The 20,323-nt window shown below is 53.8% G+C and carries 23 protein-coding genes; 18 read left to right on the top strand and 5 right to left on the bottom strand.

The annotated features are described in order from the left end of the window. Positions 1 to 9 precede the first annotated feature (9 nt). The 15 genes from KI228_RS15290 to KI228_RS15220 all read left to right on the top strand — a co-directional run bounded on the left by KI228_RS15290 (position 10) and on the right by KI228_RS15220 (position 14,114). A complete protein-coding gene (locus KI228_RS15290) occupies positions 10 to 1,023 on the top strand; it encodes an aspartate-semialdehyde dehydrogenase (RefSeq protein ID WP_042999992.1) in 1,014 nt (337 codons plus the stop codon). Beyond that, positions 1,023 to 1,835 (top strand): tRNA pseudouridine(38-40) synthase TruA, encoded by an 813-nt coding sequence (truA, locus tag KI228_RS15285; protein WP_044327711.1) that lies wholly within the window; start codon positions 1,023 to 1,025, stop codon positions 1,833 to 1,835. The genes KI228_RS15290 and truA overlap by 1 nt, the downstream gene beginning before the upstream one ends. Positions 1,836 to 1,859: 24 nt before the next feature. Beyond that, the gene (locus KI228_RS15280; RefSeq protein ID WP_042999994.1) at positions 1,860 to 2,519 is read left to right on the top strand and encodes a DedA family protein; all 660 of its coding nucleotides are present in this window, start codon (positions 1,860 to 1,862) and stop codon (positions 2,517 to 2,519) included. A 153-nt stretch (positions 2,520 to 2,672) separates the two neighbouring features. Continuing rightward, a complete protein-coding gene (accD, locus tag KI228_RS15275; RefSeq protein WP_042999995.1) occupies positions 2,673 to 3,587 on the top strand; it encodes an acetyl-CoA carboxylase, carboxyltransferase subunit beta in 915 nt (304 codons plus the stop codon). 69 nt (positions 3,588 to 3,656) lie between these two features. Then, positions 3,657 to 4,925, top strand: coding sequence for a bifunctional tetrahydrofolate synthase/dihydrofolate synthase (gene folC / locus KI228_RS15270; RefSeq protein WP_061069828.1), 1,269 nt, complete (start codon positions 3,657 to 3,659; stop codon positions 4,923 to 4,925). After that, positions 4,915 to 5,598: a cell division protein DedD gene (gene dedD / locus KI228_RS15265; protein WP_042999997.1), complete on the top strand. Its 684-nt coding sequence runs from the start codon at positions 4,915 to 4,917 to the stop codon at positions 5,596 to 5,598. Before folC ends, dedD begins: the two co-directional genes overlap by 11 nt. 247 nt (positions 5,599 to 5,845) lie before the next feature. Further along, positions 5,846 to 6,334, top strand: a complete 489-nt coding sequence (cvpA, locus tag KI228_RS15260; protein WP_042999998.1) for a colicin V production protein — start codon at positions 5,846 to 5,848, stop codon at positions 6,332 to 6,334. Between the two features lie 34 nt (positions 6,335 to 6,368). Next, positions 6,369 to 7,886 (top strand): amidophosphoribosyltransferase, encoded by a 1,518-nt coding sequence (gene purF / locus KI228_RS15255; RefSeq protein WP_042999999.1) that lies wholly within the window; start codon positions 6,369 to 6,371, stop codon positions 7,884 to 7,886. Positions 7,887 to 7,982: 96 nt separating this feature from the next. Continuing rightward, positions 7,983 to 8,552, top strand: coding sequence for a UbiX family flavin prenyltransferase (locus KI228_RS15250; RefSeq protein WP_044258495.1), 570 nt, complete (start codon positions 7,983 to 7,985; stop codon positions 8,550 to 8,552). A 288-nt stretch (positions 8,553 to 8,840) separates the two neighbouring features. Then, positions 8,841 to 9,623: a lysine/arginine/ornithine ABC transporter substrate-binding protein ArgT gene (gene argT, locus KI228_RS15245; protein WP_043000001.1), complete on the top strand. Its 783-nt coding sequence runs from the start codon at positions 8,841 to 8,843 to the stop codon at positions 9,621 to 9,623. A gap of 247 nt (positions 9,624 to 9,870) precedes the next feature. Further along, on the top strand, positions 9,871 to 10,653 hold the full coding sequence (gene hisJ, locus KI228_RS15240; protein WP_044258497.1) for a histidine ABC transporter substrate-binding protein HisJ: 783 nt from the start codon (positions 9,871 to 9,873) through the stop codon (positions 10,651 to 10,653). Positions 10,654 to 10,841: 188 nt separating this feature from the next. Then, complete coding sequence (locus KI228_RS15235) at positions 10,842 to 11,528, top strand: histidine ABC transporter permease HisQ (protein WP_043000003.1); 687 nt, start codon at positions 10,842 to 10,844, stop codon at positions 11,526 to 11,528. Next, on the top strand, positions 11,525 to 12,232 hold the full coding sequence (hisM, locus tag KI228_RS15230) for a histidine ABC transporter permease HisM (protein ID WP_043000004.1): 708 nt from the start codon (positions 11,525 to 11,527) through the stop codon (positions 12,230 to 12,232). The genes KI228_RS15235 and hisM overlap by 4 nt, the downstream gene beginning before the upstream one ends. A gap of 13 nt (positions 12,233 to 12,245) precedes the next feature. Then, positions 12,246 to 13,019: a histidine ABC transporter ATP-binding protein HisP gene (gene hisP, locus KI228_RS15225; protein ID WP_043001873.1), complete on the top strand. Its 774-nt coding sequence runs from the start codon at positions 12,246 to 12,248 to the stop codon at positions 13,017 to 13,019. 207 nt (positions 13,020 to 13,226) lie between these two features. Next, positions 13,227 to 14,114, top strand: a complete 888-nt coding sequence (locus KI228_RS15220; RefSeq protein ID WP_061070662.1) for an Rpn family recombination-promoting nuclease/putative transposase — start codon at positions 13,227 to 13,229, stop codon at positions 14,112 to 14,114. Positions 14,115 to 14,143: 29 nt separating this feature from the next. Here the strand turns inward: KI228_RS15220 and KI228_RS15215 are convergent, their stop codons facing one another. The 4 genes from KI228_RS15215 to yfcG form a co-directional block, all read right to left on the bottom strand. After that, a complete protein-coding gene (locus KI228_RS15215) occupies positions 14,144 to 14,647 on the bottom strand; it encodes a GNAT family N-acetyltransferase (protein WP_043000005.1) in 504 nt (167 codons plus the stop codon). Positions 14,648 to 14,716: 69 nt separating this feature from the next. Continuing rightward, entirely contained in the window at positions 14,717 to 15,610 is an 894-nt protein-coding gene (locus KI228_RS15210; RefSeq protein ID WP_061069829.1) for a TIGR01777 family oxidoreductase, read from the bottom strand. A gap of 20 nt (positions 15,611 to 15,630) precedes the next feature. Then, a complete protein-coding gene (folX, locus tag KI228_RS15205; RefSeq protein WP_043000007.1) occupies positions 15,631 to 15,993 on the bottom strand; it encodes a dihydroneopterin triphosphate 2'-epimerase in 363 nt (120 codons plus the stop codon). A 66-nt stretch (positions 15,994 to 16,059) separates the two neighbouring features. After that, on the bottom strand, positions 16,060 to 16,695 hold the full coding sequence (yfcG, locus tag KI228_RS15200; protein WP_061069830.1) for a GSH-dependent disulfide bond oxidoreductase: 636 nt from the start codon (positions 16,693 to 16,695) through the stop codon (positions 16,060 to 16,062). A gap of 138 nt (positions 16,696 to 16,833) precedes the next feature. Between yfcG and yfcF the strand changes: the two genes are divergently transcribed. Genes yfcF through yfcD form a run of 3 tightly spaced genes read left to right on the top strand, consistent with a single transcriptional unit; the run spans position 16,834 to position 18,708 of the window. Then, positions 16,834 to 17,478: a glutathione transferase gene (gene yfcF, locus KI228_RS15195; protein ID WP_061070663.1), complete on the top strand. Its 645-nt coding sequence runs from the start codon at positions 16,834 to 16,836 to the stop codon at positions 17,476 to 17,478. Positions 17,479 to 17,533: 55 nt separating this feature from the next. Continuing rightward, entirely contained in the window at positions 17,534 to 18,085 is a 552-nt protein-coding gene (yfcE, locus tag KI228_RS15190; RefSeq protein ID WP_054175965.1) for a phosphodiesterase, read from the top strand. A gap of 56 nt (positions 18,086 to 18,141) precedes the next feature. Beyond that, entirely contained in the window at positions 18,142 to 18,708 is a 567-nt protein-coding gene (gene yfcD, locus KI228_RS15185) for an NUDIX hydrolase YfcD (protein WP_042317782.1), read from the top strand. A gap of 53 nt (positions 18,709 to 18,761) precedes the next feature. Here the strand turns inward: yfcD and yfcC are convergent, their stop codons facing one another. Continuing rightward, positions 18,762 to 20,282: a putative basic amino acid antiporter YfcC gene (gene yfcC, locus KI228_RS15180; RefSeq protein WP_043000011.1), complete on the bottom strand. Its 1,521-nt coding sequence runs from the start codon at positions 20,280 to 20,282 to the stop codon at positions 18,762 to 18,764. Positions 20,283 to 20,323: the final 41 nt, after the last annotated feature.

Below are 20,323 nucleotides of genomic sequence, written 5' to 3'. Positions count from 1 at the left end.
TAAACCACCATGTCTGAAGGCTGGAATATTGCCGTCCTCGGCGCGACGGGCGCCGTTGGCGAAGCGTTGCTTGAAACCCTGGCTGAACGTCAGTTCCCGGTTGGGGAAATTTTTGCGCTGGCACGTAATGAAAGCGCAGGCGAACATCTGCGCTTTGGTGGTAAGTCAGTGATTGTGCAGGATGCGGCCGAATTTGACTGGACGCAGGCGCAACTGGCCTTTTTCGTTGCTGGCGTTGAGGCCACGGCGGCCTGGGTTGAAGAGGCGACAAACGCGGGCTGTCTGGTCATTGATTCCAGCGGTCTGTTCGCGCTTGAACCCGACGTTCCGCTGGTGGTGCCGGAAGTGAACCCGTTCGTGCTGGCGGACTATCGCAATCGCAATGTGATCGCCGTGCCGAACAGCCTGACCAGCCAACTGCTGGCCGCGCTGAAACCGCTTATCGATCAGGGTGGGCTTTCTCGCATCACCGTAACCAGTCTGCTTTCGGCATCTGCGCAGGGTAAAAAAGCGGTCGATGCACTGGCCGGACAAAGCGCGAAACTGCTGAACGGGATCCCCATCGATGAAGATGATTTCTTTGGTCGCCAACTGGCGTTCAACATGTTGCCGTTGTTGCCGGATCGCGAAGGCAGCGTGCGTGAAGAGCGGCGGATCGTCGATGAAGTACGCAAAATCATGCAGGATGATGGGTTGTTGATCTCGGCAAACTGCGTACAGTCACCGGTGTTTTACGGTCACGCGCAGATGGTGGCATTTGAAGCGCTGCGTCCACTGGCTGCCGAAGAGGCGCGTGATGCCTTTTCCCGCGGCGAAGACATTGTACTGTCAGAAGAGAGTGAATTTCCGACCCAGGTGGGCGACGCTTCAGGCAGCGCGCATCTGTCTGTGGGCTGCGTGCGTAACGATTACGGCATGCCGGAACAGGTTCAGTTCTGGTCCGTGGCGGATAACGTCCGCTTTGGCGGCGCGCTGATGGCGGTGAAAATTGCGGAAAAACTGGTGCAGGAGTACCTGTACTGATGTCTGACCAGCTACAACCGCCGGTGTATAAAATTGCGCTGGGCATCGAGTATGACGGCAGCAAATATTATGGCTGGCAGCGTCAGAATGAAGTCCGCAGTGTGCAGGAAAAGCTGGAAAAGGCGCTTTCGCAGGTCGCCAATGAGCCGATTAACGTCTTTTGCGCCGGGCGCACCGATGCCGGTGTGCACGGCACCGGACAGGTTGTGCATTTTGAAACCACCGCGCTGCGTAAAGATGCGGCCTGGACATTGGGTGTAAATGCGAATTTGCCTGGTGACATTGCGGTGCGATGGGTGAAAGCTGTACCGGAAGATTTTCACGCGCGATTCAGCGCCACGGCTCGCCGATATCGTTACATCATCTACAATCACCGGTTACGTCCGGCGGTGTTAGGCAAAGGGGTGACGCATTATTACGAGCCGCTGGACGCCGAACGCATGCATCGTGCGGCGCAGTGTCTGATTGGCGAGAATGACTTTACGTCGTTTCGCGCCGTCCAGTGCCAGTCGCGCACGCCGTGGCGCAACGTGATGCATATTAATGTGTCGCGCCATGGGGCGTATGTGGTGGTCGATATCAAAGCGAATGCCTTTGTACATCATATGGTCAGGAACATTGTTGGCAGCCTGATGGAAGTAGGCGCCCACAACCAGCCGGAGAGCTGGATAGCAGAGTTGTTAGCGGCAAAGGACAGAACGCTCGCAGCGGCAACGGCGAAGGCCGAAGGACTGTATCTGGTTGCGGTGGACTACCCTGACCGGTTTGATCTTCCTAAACCGCCCATGGGCCCGCTCTTTCTGGCGGACTAATTCGAGTCGTATAAAGGCACAACTATGGACCTGATTTACTTTCTCATCGATTTTATCCTGCATATTGATGTGCACCTGGCGGAACTGGTCGCAGAGTACGGCGTCTGGGTTTACGCAATTTTGTTCCTGATTTTGTTCTGTGAAACCGGACTGGTGGTCACGCCGTTCCTGCCGGGGGACTCCCTGCTGTTTGTGGCGGGGGCGCTGGCGTCGCTGGGCACCAACGATCTCAATGTGCACCTGATGGTGGTGTTGATGCTGATTGCCGCGATTGTCGGGGATGCGGTGAACTACACTATTGGTCGCCTGTTCGGCGAGAAGTTATTCAGTAACCCGGACTCGAAGATTTTCCGCCGTAGCTATCTGGACAAAACACACCAGTTTTACGAAAAACACGGTGGAAAAACCATCATTCTCGCCCGCTTTGTGCCGATTGTCAGAACATTTGCACCGTTTGTGGCGGGAATGGGACATATGTCGTATCGTCATTTTGCGGCGTATAACGTGATAGGGGCGCTGTTGTGGGTTCTGCTCTTTACCTATGCCGGTTACTTCTTCGGCACCATTCCGATGATTCAGAACAACCTTAAGTTGCTGATCGTCGGGATTATTGTGGTATCGATCCTGCCGGGCGTGGTGGAAATTGTTCGCCATAAACGCGCAGCGTCACGTGTAACAAAATAGAAACTAACTCAGCGGTTCGACCACTTTTTTGTCCAAAGTTTCGGGCTGTTATGTTTTAATGTGCAACATTCATGGTCTGTTGGGGGCAAAAATGGCATTATGCGCCCCCACGGCAAAACTGGAACACACCAGGTTCAGGCAGAAAGGTCATAAATGAGCTGGATTGAACGAATTAAAAGCAACATTACTCCCACCCGCAAGGCAAGCATTCCTGAAGGGGTGTGGACTAAGTGTGATAGCTGCGGTCAGGTTTTATACCGTGCTGAGCTGGAACGTAATCTTGAGGTCTGTCCGAAGTGTGACCATCACATGCGTATGTCGGCGCGTAACCGCCTGCATAGCCTGTTAGATGAAGGAACGCTGGTGGAGCTGGGTAGCGAACTCGAGCCGAAAGACGTGCTGAAGTTCCGTGACTCCAAGAAATACAAAGACCGTCTGGCGTCCGCGCAAAAGGAAACCGGCGAGAAAGATGCGCTGGTCGTGATGAAGGGTACGCTTCACGGCATGCCGGTTGTGGCAGCGGCATTTGAGTTTGCTTTCATGGGCGGCTCGATGGGTTCTGTGGTCGGCGCACGTTTTGTCCGTGCCGTTGAACAGGCGCTGGAAGATAACTGCCCGCTGGTATGCTTCTCCGCCTCCGGCGGTGCGCGTATGCAGGAAGCGCTGATGTCGCTGATGCAGATGGCGAAAACCTCTGCAGCGCTGGCAAAAATGCAGGAGCGTGGTCTGCCGTACATCTCCGTGCTGACTGACCCAACAATGGGCGGCGTCTCTGCAAGCTTCGCGATGCTCGGCGATCTCAACATTGCTGAACCGAAAGCGCTGATCGGCTTTGCGGGTCCGCGAGTTATTGAGCAAACCGTACGTGAGAAACTGCCGCCGGGATTCCAGCGCAGTGAGTTTCTGATCGAAAAAGGCGCTATCGATATGATCATCCGCCGTCCGGAGATGCGCCTGAAACTGGCGAGCATTCTGGCGAAGCTGATGAATCTGCCGGCGCCAAATCCGGATACCCCGCGTGAAGGCGTAGTGGTGCCACCGGTGCCGGATCAGGAACCCGAGGCCTGATAACTGAAAAGGGCAGGGCCACAGGCGCTGCCCTTTTGCTTTTCTCAACGTAACGATTTCACGGGCATCATGAATAACAAACGTATTCCTAAAGCCACGTCGCCCCTGGCCTCGTGGCTTTCTTATCTGGAAAACCTCCACGCGAAAACGATCGATCTGGGCCTTGAGCGCGTAAGCCAGGTGGCTGCGCGACTGGGCGTACTGAAGCCTGCGCCGTTTGTCTTCACCGTGGCTGGCACTAATGGCAAAGGCACGACCTGCCGGACGCTGGAGTCGGTATTGACGGCGGCGGGATATAACGTCGGGGTATACAGTTCGCCACATCTGGTGCGTTACACCGAACGTGTGCGTGTACGTGGCAATGAACTGCCCGAATCGGCTCACACCGAATCCTTTGCCGAGATCGAAGCGGCGCGTGGGGACATCTCGCTGACCTATTTCGAATACGGCACTTTGTCTGCATTGTGGCTGTTTAAGCAGGCACAACTGGATGTGGTGATCCTGGAAGTTGGGCTGGGTGGACGACTCGACGCGACAAATATCGTCGATGCCGATGTTGGCGTAGTCACCAGCATCGCGCTGGATCATACCGACTGGCTGGGGCCGGATCGTGAAAGCATTGGCCGTGAAAAGGCCGGTATTTTCCGTGCGGGAAAACCGGCGATTGTCGGCGAACCCGAAATGCCTTATACCATCGCCGATGTCGCACTGGAGAAAGGCGCGCGGTTACAGCGTCGTGGCGAGGACTGGCAGTTTACGGTAACGGAGACGGGCTGGTCTTTTAGCGATCGCCACGGTAGCCTGGTGAATTTACCGCTGCCACAGGTGCCTCAACCTAATGCGGCGACTGCGCTGGCGGCACTGCGCGCCAGCGGCCTGAACGTCAGTGAGCAGGCGATTCGCGACGGGATTGCCCGGGCGATTCTACCAGGACGTTTCCAGATTGTGAGCGAGTCGCCGCGCATCATTCTTGATGTCGCGCATAATCCTCATGCGGCGGAATATCTCACCGGACGGCTGAAAATGTTGCCGAAAAAGGGGCGCGTTCTTGCCGTTATCGGTATGCTACATGATAAGGATATTGCGGGAACGTTGGCCTGGTTGAAAAGCGTGGTCGACGACTGGTATTGTGCTCCGCTGGAAGGTCCCCGGGGCGCAACGGCAGAACAACTGCTGGAACATCTCGGTAAAGGCAGTGTCTATGACAGTGTCGCGCTGGCATGGCATGCGGCGCTGGCAGACGCGAGACCAGAAGATACCGTACTGGTGTGCGGTTCATTTCACACGGTTGCACATGTCATGGAAGTGATGGACGCGGGGAGAATCGGTGGCGAGTAAGTTTCAGAATCGTTTAGTCGGCACGATCGTGCTGGTCGCGCTGGGCGTCATTGTGTTGCCCGGGCTGCTCGACGGGCAGAAAAAACATTATCAGGATGAATTCGCGGCGATCCCGCTGGTCCCGAAACCGGGCGATCGCGATGAGCCGGATATGATGCCAGCGGCAACGCAGGCTTTGCCGACTCAGCCGCCAGAAGGGGCGGCGGAAGAGGTACGGGCAGGCGATGCGGCGGCACCGTCGTTGGATCCGTCACGCTATGCATCAGCGAATAATCCTGAGCTTGATTCGACGCCAGCGCCGGTAGAGCAGCCCAAACCAAAACCGGTTGAAAAGCCGAAGCCGCAACCGAAGCCGCCTGTAGAGGCAACGCCTGCTCCGGTTCCCGCTCCTGCGCCAAAACCGGCGGCAGAAGAGAAACCGGCGCCAACGGGTAAAGCCTACGTTGTGCAGTTAGGGGCGCTGAAAAATGCCGATAAGGTCAATGAGATCGTGGGTAAACTTCGTGCCGCAGGTTTCCGGGTATATACTTCTCCGTCAACGCCAGTACAGGGTAAAATAACCCGTATTCTCGTGGGGCCGGATGCATCACGCGACAAGCTGAAAGGCTCGCTCGGTGAGCTACAGCAAATCTCCGGATTAAGCGGAGTGGTGATGGGGTACAGCCCGAACTAAGTGAGGGTTGCCTGATGACAGCGCTCGGCGTCTTATCAGGCTTCCCACCTTGTTGTATGTCGGCCGGATAAGGCGTTTACACCGCCATCCGGCAGTGCCCGAAGAGGCATAAAACGGTATGGCGTTGAAGTTTTTTTCAGCGCCATTTTTATTTACGCGCGGGAAGGAAATCCCTACGCAAACGTTTTCTTTTTCTGTTAGAATGCGCCCCGAACAGGACGACAGGGCGTAAAATCGTGGGACACATATGGTCTGGATTGATTACGCCATTATCGCGGTGATTGGTTTTTCCTGTCTGGTTAGCCTGATCCGTGGCTTTGTTCGTGAAGCGTTATCGTTGGTGACATGGGGTTGTGCTTTCTTTGTCGCCAGCCATTACTACACTTACCTGTCTGTCTGGTTTTCGGGCTTTGAAGACGAACTGGTTCGAAACGGGATTGCCATCGCGGTGCTGTTTATCGCGACGCTGATCGTCGGCGCCATTGTGAACTACGTGGTAGGGCAACTGGTTGAGAAAACCGGTCTGTCAGGTACCGACCGGGTTCTGGGGGTCTGTTTCGGGGCTCTGCGCGGCGTGTTGATTGTGGCTGCTATTCTGTTCTTTCTCGACACCTTTACCGGCCTGTCGAAAGGTGAGGACTGGAGTAAGTCACGGCTGATCCCGGAGTTCAGTTTCATCATCAGATGGTTCTTTGACTATCTGCAAAGCTCGTCAAGTTTCTTGCCCAGAGCATAAGCGTTGGGTTGTAGCTTAACGAGGAAAAAGACGTATGTGCGGTATTGTCGGTATCGCCGGTGTTATGCCGGTTAACCAGTCGATTTATGACGCCTTAACAGTGCTTCAGCATCGTGGTCAGGATGCCGCTGGCATTATCACCATCGATGCAAATAACTGCTTCCGTTTGCGTAAGGCAAACGGTCTGGTGAGTGATGTTTTTGAAGCTCGCCACATGCAGCGTATGCAGGGCAACATGGGCATCGGTCATGTGCGTTATCCAACGGCTGGCAGCTCCAGCGCCTCTGAAGCTCAACCTTTCTACGTCAACTCCCCGTATGGCATCACGCTTGCCCACAATGGCAACCTGACCAATGCCCACGAACTGCGTAAAAAGCTGTTTGAGGAGAAGCGCCGTCACATCAATACCACCTCAGATTCTGAGATCCTGCTCAATATCTTCGCCAGTGAACTGGATAACTTCCGTCACTACCCGCTGGAAGCAGACAACATTTTTGCCGCGATTGCCGCGACCAACCGCCAGATCCGCGGCGCGTATGCCTGTGTGGCGATGATTATTGGTCACGGTATGGTTGCCTTCCGTGACCCGAACGGTATCCGTCCGCTGGTGTTGGGTAAACGTGATGTCGGCGACGGTCGCACCGAATATATGGTGGCGTCTGAAAGCGTCGCGCTGGATACCCTGGGCTTTGAATTCCTGCGTGACGTTGCGTCGGGCGAAGCGGTTTATATCACGGAGAAAGGGCAGCTATTCACCCGTCAGTGTGCCGAAAACCCGGTCAGCAATCCGTGCCTGTTCGAGTATGTTTACTTCGCGCGTCCGGATTCCTTCATCGACAAGATTTCCGTCTACAGCGCCCGTGTGAACATGGGTACCAAGCTTGGCGAAAAAATTGCTCGTGAGTGGGAGGATCTGGATATCGACGTGGTCATCCCGATTCCAGAAACCTCCTGCGATATCGCGCTGGAAATTGCGCGTATTCTCGGCAAGCCGTACCGTCAGGGGTTTGTGAAAAACCGCTACGTTGGTCGTACCTTTATCATGCCGGGACAGCAGCTGCGCCGTAAGTCCGTACGCCGCAAACTGAACGCCAACCGCGCGGAGTTCCGTGATAAAAATGTCCTGCTGGTGGATGACTCCATTGTGCGCGGCACCACCTCAGAGCAGATTATTGAAATGGCACGTGAAGCCGGGGCGAAAAAGGTCTATCTGGCCTCTGCGGCACCGGAGATTCGCTTCCCGAACGTGTACGGCATCGATATGCCTACTGCAAACGAACTGATTGCGCATGGTCGTGAAGTGGATGAGATTCGCCAGATCATCGGCGCAGACGGTCTTATCTTCCAGGACCTGGACGATCTGATCGACGCGGTCCGTACCGAGAACCCGGATATCCAGCAGTTTGAATGTTCCGTGTTTAACGGCGTATACGTTACGAAGGATGTGGATCAGCAGTATCTCGATTTTCTCGATTCCCTGCGTAATGACGATGCCAAAGCAGTTCAGTTGCAGAACGAAGTTGAAAACCTCGAGATGCACAACGAAGGGTAATCCCTGACCTGCCAGGGGGCGAATCCCGCCCCCTGACTTGCAACTCCCCATAAAATCCTGCAAAGTCAGCCCAGAAGTCAGACAGGGCGATAAATCATGAAGCGACTCATTATTGGTATTTCGGGTGCCAGCGGCGCCATTTACGGCGTGCGGCTGCTCCAGGTGTTGCGCGATGTACCGGATGTTGAAACGCATCTGATCATGAGCCAGGCCGCCCGCCAGACGCTTTCTCTCGAGACTGACTTATCGCTGCGTGATGTTCAGGCGCTCGCGAGCGTGACGCACGATGCGCGCGATATTGCCGCCAGCATCTCCTCCGGCTCTTTTCAGACCGCCGGAATGGTTATTCTGCCGTGCTCAATTAAAACGCTTTCTGGCATTGTCCATAGCTATACCGATGGCCTGTTGACCCGCGCGGCAGACGTGGTGTTAAAAGAGCGCCGCCCACTGGTGCTGTGCGTTCGGGAAACGCCGCTCCATCTGGGGCATTTGCGCTTAATGACCCAGGCGGCGGAAATTGGTGCGGTCATTATGCCACCGGTTCCGGCGTTTTATCATCGTCCTCAGACGCTAGATGATGTGATAAATCAGACAGTTAATCGCGTCCTCGATCAGTTTGATATCGCCCTTCCGCAGGACCTTTTTACCCGTTGGCAGGGTGCATAATATTGCCCCGTCGGCGGGCCTTTTTGCATCAATTGCCCTGAAACAGGGCAATTTTGTAACCGCGATCATATCCTCAACATTTAATTCGCTAAATCCATCTGAAACGCTGCGGTTCATCCGTCAGACCTGCTATCTTCAACATCAGGACAATATTGCAACGTTTTATTAACATATTTAACGTCGAATATCCCGAGCGGCGCGAAAATGGCATAAGACCTGCATGAAAAAGCCTGCAAACGCACAACACAACGTAAAACATAATAAAGTCATTCCACTTGAGGGTTATGTATGAAGAAGTCAATTCTCGCTCTGTCATTGCTGATTGGTCTATCTGCTACTGCATCCAGCTATGCAGCGCTGCCGCAAACGGTGCGCATTGGCACGGATACCACCTACGCTCCGTTCTCTTCAAAAGATGCCAAAGGCGACTTCATCGGCTTTGATATCGATTTGGGCAATGAGATGTGTAAGCGTATGCAGGTCAAATGTACCTGGGTCGCCAGTGATTTCGATGCACTGATCCCGTCGCTCAAAGCGAAGAAAATTGATGCCATTATCTCTTCGCTCTCCATAACCGATAAGCGCCAGCAGGAAATTGCCTTCTCCGACAAACTGTACGCGGCGGATTCGCGTCTGATCGCGGCGAAAGGCTCCCCGATTCAGCCAACGCTTGACGCGCTTAAAGGTAAGCACGTTGGCGTGTTACAAGGCTCCACTCAGGAAGCCTATGCCAATGACACCTGGCGTAGCAAAGGCGTGGATGTGGTGGCCTACGCAAACCAGGATTTGATTTACTCCGACCTGACGGCGGGCCGTCTTGATGCGGCATTGCAGGACGAAGTTGCCGCCAGTGAAGGTTTCCTCAAACAGCCTGCGGGCAAAGACTTTGCTTTTGCCGGCCCTTCCGTGAAGGATAAAAAGTACTTCGGCGACGGTACAGGCGTCGGTTTACGTAAAGACGATACGGAACTGAAAGCTGCCTTTGATAAGGCGCTGGCCGATCTGCGTCAGGATGGCACTTACGACAAGATGGCGAAAAAGTATTTTGACTTTAACGTCTACGGCGACTGATACCTGAATACGGGGGACCTGACTGCACCGTTTGGGTTAGCCATAGCGGTGCGTGACGGGTTGAATGCACCATTATGGTGCAATTATGGCGGGTGAACAGAGCGGAAGTGCATATTTAAGCGCTTTTCATGCAAAATAAACCGGGGACAGGGCAGAATGTTTTGCCTTGTCGACCCGATTAATGGCACGATAACTGCACCTGGTCCTGTAAACATCCCCTATAAAAGACAGTCTGTTGAGGATAGTTATGAAAAAACTGGTGTTATCTCTTTCTCTGGTCCTGGCTTTCTCCAGTGCTACCGCAGCCTTTGCCGCCATTCCGCAAAAAGTTCGTATTGGTACCGATCCAACCTACGCCCCGTTTGAGTCGAAGAATGCGCAGGGTGAATTGGTGGGTTTTGATATCGATCTGGCGAAAGAGCTGTGCAAACGTATTAATACGCAATGTACCTTCGTTGAGAACCCGCTGGATGCGCTGATCCCGTCGTTAAAAGCGAAGAAAATCGACGCTATCATGTCCTCGCTTTCGATTACTGAAAAGCGTCAGCAGGAAATCGCCTTCACTGACAAACTTTATGCAGCTGACTCGCGTCTGGTCGTGGCCAAGTCATCAGACATTCAGCCGACCGTTGAGTCGCTGAAAGGCAAACGCGTCGGTGTGCTGCAGGGCACCACTCAGGAGACGTTTGGTAACGAACACTGGGCGCCAAAAGGCATTGAGATTGTGTCGTATCAGGGGCAGGACAATATTTACTCTGACCTGACTGCGGGGCGTATTGATGCTGCATTCCAGGACGAAGTTGCCGCAAGCGAAGGCTTCCTGAAACAACCCGTTGGCAAAGATTACAAATTCGGCGGCCCGTCTGTGAAAGACGAAAAACTGTTTGGTGTAGGGACCGGCATGGGTCTGCGCAAAGAGGATAACGAACTGCGTGAAGCCCTGAACAAAGCGTTTGCAGAAATGCGCGCTGACGGAACTTACGAGAAGCTGGCGAAGAAATACTTTGATTTTGATGTTTATGGCGGTTAATCCCCGCAGGTGCAGATAAAGCCCAGGACGTGATGATGAACCGGTTTTATGCCTGATGGCACTGCGCTTATCCGGCCTACAGGTGATTGCTGTAGGCCGGATAAGGCTACGCCGCCATTCGGCATAACAGGTAGCACCATCACGTCAAAAGAGGCTTCTAACTCGCCACTCACGACAGGACAGGCAGCATGTTGTACGGGTTTTCAGGTGTTATTTTACAGGGCGCAATTGTCACGCTGGAACTGGCTCTCAGTTCCGTGGTGCTGGCCGTTCTGATCGGGCTCGTCGGTGCGGGGGCTAAACTCTCGCAAAACCGGGTGACGGGGCTTATTTTCGAAGCTTATACCACCCTCATTCGCGGGGTGCCGGATCTGGTGCTGATGCTGCTGATTTTTTATGGCCTGCAGATAGCACTCAACACATTAACCGATGCGATAGGCATCAGTCAGATTGATATCGACCCGATGGTCGCTGGTATTATTACGCTCGGTTTTATCTATGGCGCGTATTTTACAGAAACCTTTCGTGGCGCTTTTATGGCGGTACCAATAGGTCATATTGAAGCCGCTACCGCTTTCGGTTTTACCTCTTCACAAATTTTCCGCCGTATTATGTTTCCGGCAATGATGCGCTATGCGCTGCCGGGGATTGGGAATAACTGGCAGGTGATCCTCAAAGCGACGGCGCTGGTCTCGCTGCTCGGTCTGGAAGATGTGGTCAAAGCCACGCAACTGGCCGGAAAGAGCACCTGGGAGCCATTCTATTTCGCCATCGTCTGCGGGCTTATCTATCTGGTATTTACTACGGTTTCCAATGGTGTGCTGCTGTTCCTTGAGCGCCGTTACTCCGTCGGTGTGAAGAGGGCTGACCTGTGATTGAGATAATTCAGGAGTACTGGAAATCCCTGTTGTGGACGGATGGCTACCGGTTTACGGGGGTGGCGATTACGCTGTGGCTGCTGATTTCCTCCGTGGTGATGGGCGGCATTCTGGCCGTTTTTCTGGCCATTGGTCGTGTTTCCAGCAACAAATTCATCCAGTTTCCCATCTGGCTGTTTACCTATATTTTTCGCGGGACGCCATTGTACGTTCAGCTACTGGTGTTCTATTCAGGGATGTACACGCTGGAGATAGTCAAAGGCACCGATTTTCTGAACGCCTTCTTCCGCAGCGGTCTGAACTGTACCGTTCTGGCGCTGACGCTGAACACGTGCGCCTATACCACAGAGATTTTCGCCGGGGCCATTCGCTCGGTTCCGCACGGTGAAATTGAAGCCGCGCGCGCGTATGGCTTCTCCTCATTCAAAATGTATCGTTGCATTATTCTGCCTTCGGCGTTGCGTATCGCGTTACCCGCGTACAGCAACGAGGTCATTTTAATGCTGCACTCCACGGCGCTGGCGTTCACGGCAACGGTTCCGGATCTGCTGAAAATCGCCCGTGATATTAACTCGGCGACCTATCAGCCCTTTACCGCTTTCGGTATTGCCGCCGTGCTGTACTTAATCATATCGTATGTCCTGATAAGCCTGTTCCGCCGTGCGGAAAGGCGCTGGTTGCAGCATGTTTCCTCTAAATAATTCGGGTAACACGATGTCTGAGAATAAATTAAACGTTATCGATTTGCACAAACGCTACGGCGAACACGAAGTGCTGAAAGGGGTTTCACTGCAGGCCAACGCCGGAGATGTGATCAGTATTATTGGCTCATCCGGCTCCGGGAAAAGTACATTTTTGCGCTGCATAAACTTCCTCGAAAAACCGAGCGAAGGGTCGATTGTGGTCAACGGCCAGAACATCAACCTGGTGCGTGACAAAGACGGTCAACTGAAGGTGGCGGATAAAAATCAGCTTCGTTTACTGCGTACCCGCCTGACGATGGTGTTTCAGCACTTTAACCTGTGGAGCCACATGACGGTGCTGGAAAACGTCATGGAAGCGCCAATTCAGGTGTTGGGTCTGAGCAAACAGGAAGCCCGTGAACGGGCGACCAAATACCTGGCGAAAGTCGGCATTGATGAGCGTGCACAGGGGAAATACCCGGTGCATCTTTCCGGTGGTCAGCAGCAGCGAGTGTCGATTGCACGCGCCCTGGCGATGGAGCCGGAAGTGTTGCTCTTTGATGAACCAACCTCGGCGCTGGATCCTGAACTGGTCGGCGAGGTGCTGCGTATCATGCAGCAACTGGCCGAAGAGGGGAAAACGATGGTGGTGGTGACGCACGAAATGGGCTTTGCCCGCCATGTCTCCAGCCACGTGATTTTCTTGCATCAGGGGAAAATCGAAGAAGAGGGCAATCCAGAGCAACTCTTCGGTAACCCCCAAAGTCCACGCCTGCAACAGTTCCTGAAAGGATCGCTGAAGTAACGGGTTCAGGCGTATCGTTAAGGTAAGCCGGGAAAGGCAACAGCCTCCCGGCTTTTTTTGCGAGTGACTTTCCGTAAGCCCTGAAAATATTGCAGACCAGCGCATTTACCCTGGATTCATCACCGCAAAGCGCAACGTCTGTTGGTGTCGCAGACGATTAATGCGCGTAACGTCATGTCATCGACTCACAGGGATGATGGTATGGTCATGACAACAGCTAAGGTTACAGCGCATGATGCGGTGTTTAAAACGTTCATGTGCCACCCGGACACTGCCAGAGATTTCCTGGAATTCCATCTGCCTGCTTCATTGCGGCAACTTTGCGATCTGGACTCGCTGAAACTCGAGTCAGGTAGCTTTATTGAAGAGAATCTCCGTGCGTATTATTCCGATGTTCTTTGGTCGTTAAAGACGGCGGAAGGAGAGGGCTTTATCTATGTGGTGATTGAACATCAAAGTTCACCCGATGCTCATATGGCATTCCGACTGATGCGCTATGCCATGGGGGCAATGCAACGTCATCTCGATGCCGGACATAAAAAACTGCCATTGGTGATCCCGATGTTATTTTATCACGGCGCGGTGACGCCCTATCCCTTTTCCTTGTGTTGGCTGGATGAATTTGCCGATCCCTCTACGGCAAGACAACTCTATACCGCCGCCTTTCCTCTGGTTGATATTACGGTTGTGGCGGATGATGACATTATGCAGCATCGACGGATAGCGCTCCTGGAATTAATGCAAAAGCATATCCGCAAGCGTGATTTAATGGGCTTGATGGAGCAATTAGTTGCCCTGTTGATTAAGGGTTACGCTAATGACAGCCAGTTGAAAACGCTGTTTAATTATATGATGCAAACCGGTGACGCCGCGCATTTTAGTGAGTTTCTTGCCGAGGTTGCCCAGCGTTCACCCCACCACAAGGAGAGACTAATGACTATCGCCGACAGATTGCGTCAGCAGGGGATTCAACAGGGAAAACGCGATGAAGCCCAGCGGATTGCACGTATGATGCTGGCAGATGGGATTGATGCCCACACCGTCGCCAGGATAACCGGTCTTCCCGTTGACGAGCTTACCGCTACCCGCGCATAAGACTATCTCGCGTCGACGGGCAGTTAACCTCACGCCATCTCCAGACGGTATCCCCAGTCGTCATAGTGGATACCGTTGATCTCAAACGCTTTCTCCAGCACCTGCGTACGCACAAATCCCAGTTTTTCCAGCAGGCGGACTGAACCCCGGTTCTCGGCAAGCACCCAGGCGTTGATGGCTTTCACGCCAGCTTCGCGGAAGGCATAGTCGCAGACGGCACGAACGGCCTCACTGGCGATACCGCGTCCCTGGACGGCGGGGATAACGCAATAACCGATGTCAGCTTCCTGCGGAAAATGATGGCTGATTTGTAAGCCAATGTCTCCCAGCGGTGTGGCATCGTGATGCTGGCGGATCACGAAGGTGTGTTTTGAGGTAAGACGACGCGCAAACAGCAAACGCGTTTCGCGTTCCGGGCAGAGGTTGCCCATAAAACGCATGATGTCCGGATTTTCACGAAGCGCGAGGAAAAAGGGCCAGTCTGTGGGTTGAAACGGGGAAAGCGTCAGTCGTTCGGTTGTGAGTCGTGCCATAAAATCGCCATTCCGGGAGCCAGTGAGACTACCTTACCACCGGAACGGCGAGAGTGAACAGGGAAGACGTTAGCGAACGACATCCGACAGCGCTTCTTCAAGGTCATACCAACGGAAGGGAAATCCGGCGGCTTCCAGTCGTTTGGGCAGGGCGCGTTGCCCACCCAGCACCAGTACCGATGATTCGCCCATCAGCAGGCGAATCACGGTGGCTGGTACGCGAAGAATGGCTGGCCGTTGCAGGGCATGTCCCAGCGCATGAGCAAACTGCTCATTGCGTACCGGATAGGGCGAGACCATGTTGAACGGCCCACGCAGGTCGTTATCCAGCAGCCAGAGAATCGCATTGACCATATCATCAATGTGGATCCAGGCCAGATACTGGCGGCCGTTGCCAATGGGGCCACCGAGGCCCAGACGAAACGGTGGAACCATTTTGCCGAGGATACCGCCCTTTGGTGCCAGCACCACGCCGGTACGCAGCAGGCATACACGCGTTTTGTCGCTTTGCGCTTCGCAGGCAATTTGCTCCCAGCGTGTGCAAAGTTTATGGGTGAATTCGTTATGCGGCGGTTCTTCCTCGGTGACGACCACTTCGCCCAGATCGCCATAATAACCTGTGGCAGAACCTGAAATCAGGACTGACGGCGGGGTTTCACTGGCATTAATGAGGTCCGCCAGTTTCTGGGTGATGCGCCAGCGGCTCTGACACAAGCGATCTTTTTGCTCCGTCGTCCAGCGCTTGTCAGCAATGGGCTCACCGGCCAGGTTAATCACCGCGTCAAAACCGTCGAGATTTTGCTTATCTTCCAGCGTGTCCCACAGTGTCACCCGGTCATTGAGCTTTTCCCGGGCAGTATCGCGGTGGCGGGTCAGTACGGTCACCTGATGATCCAGTTCCTGCAGGCGCGGGACCAGGTGTCCTCCAATAAGGCCAGTCCCTCCAGTTACCAGTATCTTCATGCAGCCTCCCGTGATGTCGGTTAGCGCTGCCAGCTCAACGTCATGGAGACGGAATCGGCATAACGCAACGCGTGTAGTTTGTCGACTTCCACTTCAGCATAAGTGACCCAGTGGTGTTCGCGTGCGATATCGAGCACATCCTGGGTTAATTTTTCTAACAATGAGAAGCGATTGTTCTCAACGTGCAGGATGATATTTTTGGTGATCGTGCGGTAATTCAACGCATCATTGATATCTTCGCTGACGCGAGCCTTGTCCGCCGGATAGTGAATCGCAACGTTGATGACAATATCCTGTCGGTTATTGATCTCTTCCTCTTTGATGCCAATGAAAGTGCGTAAGCGAAGGTTTTTTATACGAATTATAGCGTCATGATGTGACATTGCAGGTCTCCTCCATGTATGAACTCTCGCATGATACACGAGAACCCGGTCGCGTTATCCTCTTGCTCACGCAGGATCCTGATACGCCAGCATCATTGCGCGTTCTGTGGCGGGCCGACTGCGAATGCGCTCAAACCAATTCTTCACGGCGGGAAACATGTCCAGGTCGACGCGCTGACGCTGCCAGGCGTTCACCCACGGCCAGCAGGCGATATCGGCAATGCTGTAATGCTCGCCGCCCAGCCACGGCGACATCTCCAGCCGTTTATTGAGAACGTTATACAGCCGTTGTGTTTCAACCTGATAGCGCTCAATAGCGTAGGGGATGGACTGTGGAGCAAAATGGTTGAAATGGTGGTTTTGACCAAGCATTGGGCCCAGCCCGCCCACCTGCCAGAACAGCCATTGCAGCGTGCTATGGCGCTCGCGTAATTCACCGCTAAGCAACAGGCCGCTCTTTTCCGCCAGATAGAGCAAAATGGCACCGGACTCAAACAGGCTCAGCGATGTGCCGCCATCGAGCGGGTTATGATCGACGATGGCGGGAATTTTATTGTTGGGTGAAATGGCGAGGAAATCGGGGCGAAACTGATTACCCTTACTGATATCCACTTTAATTAATCGGTAGTCCAGCGCGGCTTCCTCAAGGAAGAGGGTAATCTTGTGCCCATTGGGTGTCGGGGCGTAATAGAGGTCGATCATTTCTGCTCCACAACGTGTTTATCGGATAAGCCAACCACAAGTATAGAAAGCCTGTCGTGCTGTGTGAGTTTTCATCAGGTGACAGCGAGCGAAAGACCCTCTATGTTGGGAGAAAAGCCTAATAAAGACGAGGATGCCATGAGTAAACCCACTATCACGCTGTGGTCCGATGCAAACTATTTCTCCCCCTATGTGCTCTCCGTGTATGTCGCTTTGCAGGAAAAGGGACTGCCGTTTAGTCTGAAAACCGTCGATCTTAACAACGGTGAGCATCTACAACCGGGCTGGCAGGGGTATGCACTGACGCGTCGGGTACCGTTGCTGAACATCGATGGTTTTGAGTTGAGCGAGTCCTCCGCGATTGCTGAATACCTGGAAGACCGCTTTTCGCCACCCACCTGGGAGCGAATCTATCCTCACGACCTGCAAAAACGCGCGCGTGCGCGGCAGATACAGGCATGGTTGCGCAGTGATTTAATGCCCATTCGAGAAGAACGTCCGACGGATGTCGTTTTCGGTGGGGTAAAAAAAAGACCGCTGAGCGAGGCGGGGAAAATCAGCGCAGACAAACTGTTCTCCATAGCGGGGAATCTGCTGGCACATGACATGCCAAATCTTTTCGGTGAATGGTGTCTGGCCGATACTGATTTAGCCCTGATGCTCAACCGTCTGGTTCTCAACGGCGACGACGTCCCGGAGCGACTGGCGGAATATGCAGCATTTCAGTGGCAACGCGCCTCTGTCCAGCGTTATATTGCGCTTTCCGCGAAGCGTTCAGGCTGATAAAACGTTTGTAATCCAGTATCATAATGCGGTTTTTGATGACACGGAGCATGTGATGAAACTGATGTTTGCATCCGACATTCATGGGTCCCTGCCCGCTACAGAACGCGTGCTGACCCTGTTTTCACAGAGCGGCGCGCAGTGGCTGGTGATACTGGGCGATGTCCTCAACCACGGACCGCGAAATGCGTTACCCGAAGGCTACGCGCCCGCTCAGGTCGCTGAGCGGCTCAATGAACAGGCGTCGCAGATTGTCGCGGTGCGGGGAAATTGTGATAGTGAAGTGGATCAAATGCTGCTGCAGTTTCCAATAACCGCGCCCTGGCAGCAGGTGCTACTGGAAAATCAGCGACTGTTTCTGACTCACGGTCATCTCTTTGGGCCGGATAACCTGCCGGCACTGCGGGCCGGTGATGTCCTGGTATACGGGCATACGCATCTGCCGGTGGCAGAAAAAAGAGGCGATATTTATCACTTCAACCCGGGTTCAGTAAGCATTCCGAAAGGTGGCTACCAGGCAAGTTATGGCCTGCTGGACGATAATGTTTTGAGCGTTATCGCACTCAATGATCAAAGTATCATTGCGCAGGTGGCGATTAATTCGTAATTTACCCCCACATATGTAAATGCGCCGTAAGAGCGCCAGAAAAAGAAGGTTTCCTGATGGTGGAACAGCGTCGTTTGGCAAGTACGGAATGGGTGGATATTGTGAATGAAGACAACGAAGTCATTGCACAATCCAGCCGGGAACAGATGCGAGCGCAGGGCCTGCGTCATCGTGCGACCTATATTGTTGTACACGACGGAATGGGCAAAATACTGGTGCAACGTCGTACCGAGACAAAAGACTTTTTACCCGGAATGTTAGATGCCACTGCCGGTGGCGTTGTGCAGGCTGACGAACAGTTGCTGGATTCTGCCCGCCGTGAAGCGGAAGAAGAGTTAGGCATCGCCGGTGTGCCATTCGCCGAACATGGTCAGTTCTACTTTGAAGATAAGAACTGTCGCGTCTGGGGTGCGCTGTTCAGCTGTGTGTCGCACGGCCCGTTCGCCTTGCAGGAAGAAGAGGTCAGCGAAGTTTGCTGGTTGACGCCGGAAGAAATTACCGCCCGCTGTGATGAATTCACGCCCGACTCGCTGAAAGCGCTGGCGCTGTGGATGACCCGTAACGCTAAAAATGAAGCGGCAAGGTCAGAGTCGCAACAGGAGAAGCAGGAAGAGGCGGAGTAACGTCCTTTCTGAACTAACCGTAAAAAGGAGCCATAAGCGGCTCCTTTTCTCTTTTAGTGGTATCCCATGATTTGTGCGCCAATCACCACCACGCTGGACATAATGAATAGCAGCCCCAGCAGCGTCGCACCCACTTTCAACCAGTTACGGAAATCCACCCGACAGACGCCTAATGTCGCCATCAGTGATGCAGAGGTCGGATAGATGATGTGGCTAAAGCCATCACCAAACTGGAACGCCAGTACGGTGACCTGACGGTTAACCCCCACCAGATCGCCGAGCGGCGCTAACAGCGGCATGGTCAGCGCCGCCTGGCCCGATCCCGACGTTACAAAGAAATTAAACACTGCCTGGAAGAGCAGCATAAACCACGCGGCAACGGCGTTGTCCAGCCCGCTGATGCCGTTGGCGATGCTGTGTAACAGCGTATTGAGCACGCTGGCGTCACCCGCTTCGCCGTTGCCTACCAACAGTAAAATGCCTTTGGCAAAACCTACCAGCAGGGCGGGGGCAATCATCATGCGTGCGCCTTCGGTGAATGAGGACGCCATAATGTTGACCGTCATGCCGTTAAGACGGAAGACAACGGCGATAATGCCAATGACCAGGCCCATGGTGAAGAACTGGCTGGCTATCTCCGGAATAAACCATGCGTTGACGATAACGCCCCAGACCACCCAAACCATCACCCCGGTCAGTACCAGCAGCACCAGCCAGTCGCCGATTGTGAAGCGGCGCTCGACAACGTCATCCTGCTGTTCGCGAAAGAAACGGTCAGATTCATGCACGCGTGACAGAAGCGGATTCTTTTTCACCCGCGAGGCATAGACCAGGGTAAACGTCAGACCGATCAGTGTCGAAATAACCCATACCACGATACGCAGACCGGAACCGGAGAGGACCGGTACGCCGGCAATGCCCTGCGCGACCACCACGCAGAAAGGGTTCATCCATGAACTGGCAAAGCCAATTTGTGTCGCAATATAGGTCACTAACACCGTGGTGATACTGTCATACCCCAGTCGCACCATCAGCGGCGCGATGATGATCGCGAAGGCAACCGCCTCTTCTCCCATGCCGAACACCGCACCGCCCAGCGAGAAGAGAATAAACAGTACCGGGATAAACAGAACCTCGTTGCCTTTGGTATGACGGATGAGCGCAAGGATGCCGTTATCAATAGTTCCCGTGCGCATAACGATGCCAAACGCACCGCCAATCACCAGCATAAACATGATGATACCGACGGCGGTACCGAATTTAGAGCCGGAGGTCAGCCCTTCGAATGGGAAGTTCATCAGGCCCGGGCTTTCATCGCCGGTAGTGAAGAATTTAACCGGATGATACTGCGCTTCACCGGCCTCGTTGGTCAGAATACGGAAAGAGTGGGGGTCAACCACTTTACGGGTTTTTGTCTGACCATCTACCTGGTATTGCACCTCCTGGCTGTCGAACATCCCGACGGGGACAACCCAGGTCGCAAGGCTGGTTAAAATGGCGACAAAGAAAATAATGACCAGCGTATCGGGCATGGCCCATTTTCTGGCTGGCTGTGTTTCGGTTACTGCAGACATGAAAGACTATCCCTGTTGCAAAGCAAAGAGGCTAAGTATGC

It is taken from the genome of Citrobacter amalonaticus, from assembly GCF_018323885.1.
In the GTDB taxonomy this organism is placed as follows: Bacteria; Pseudomonadota; Gammaproteobacteria; order Enterobacterales; family Enterobacteriaceae; genus Citrobacter_A; species Citrobacter_A amalonaticus.
This window is presented reverse-complemented; position numbering and strand designations above follow the sequence as displayed.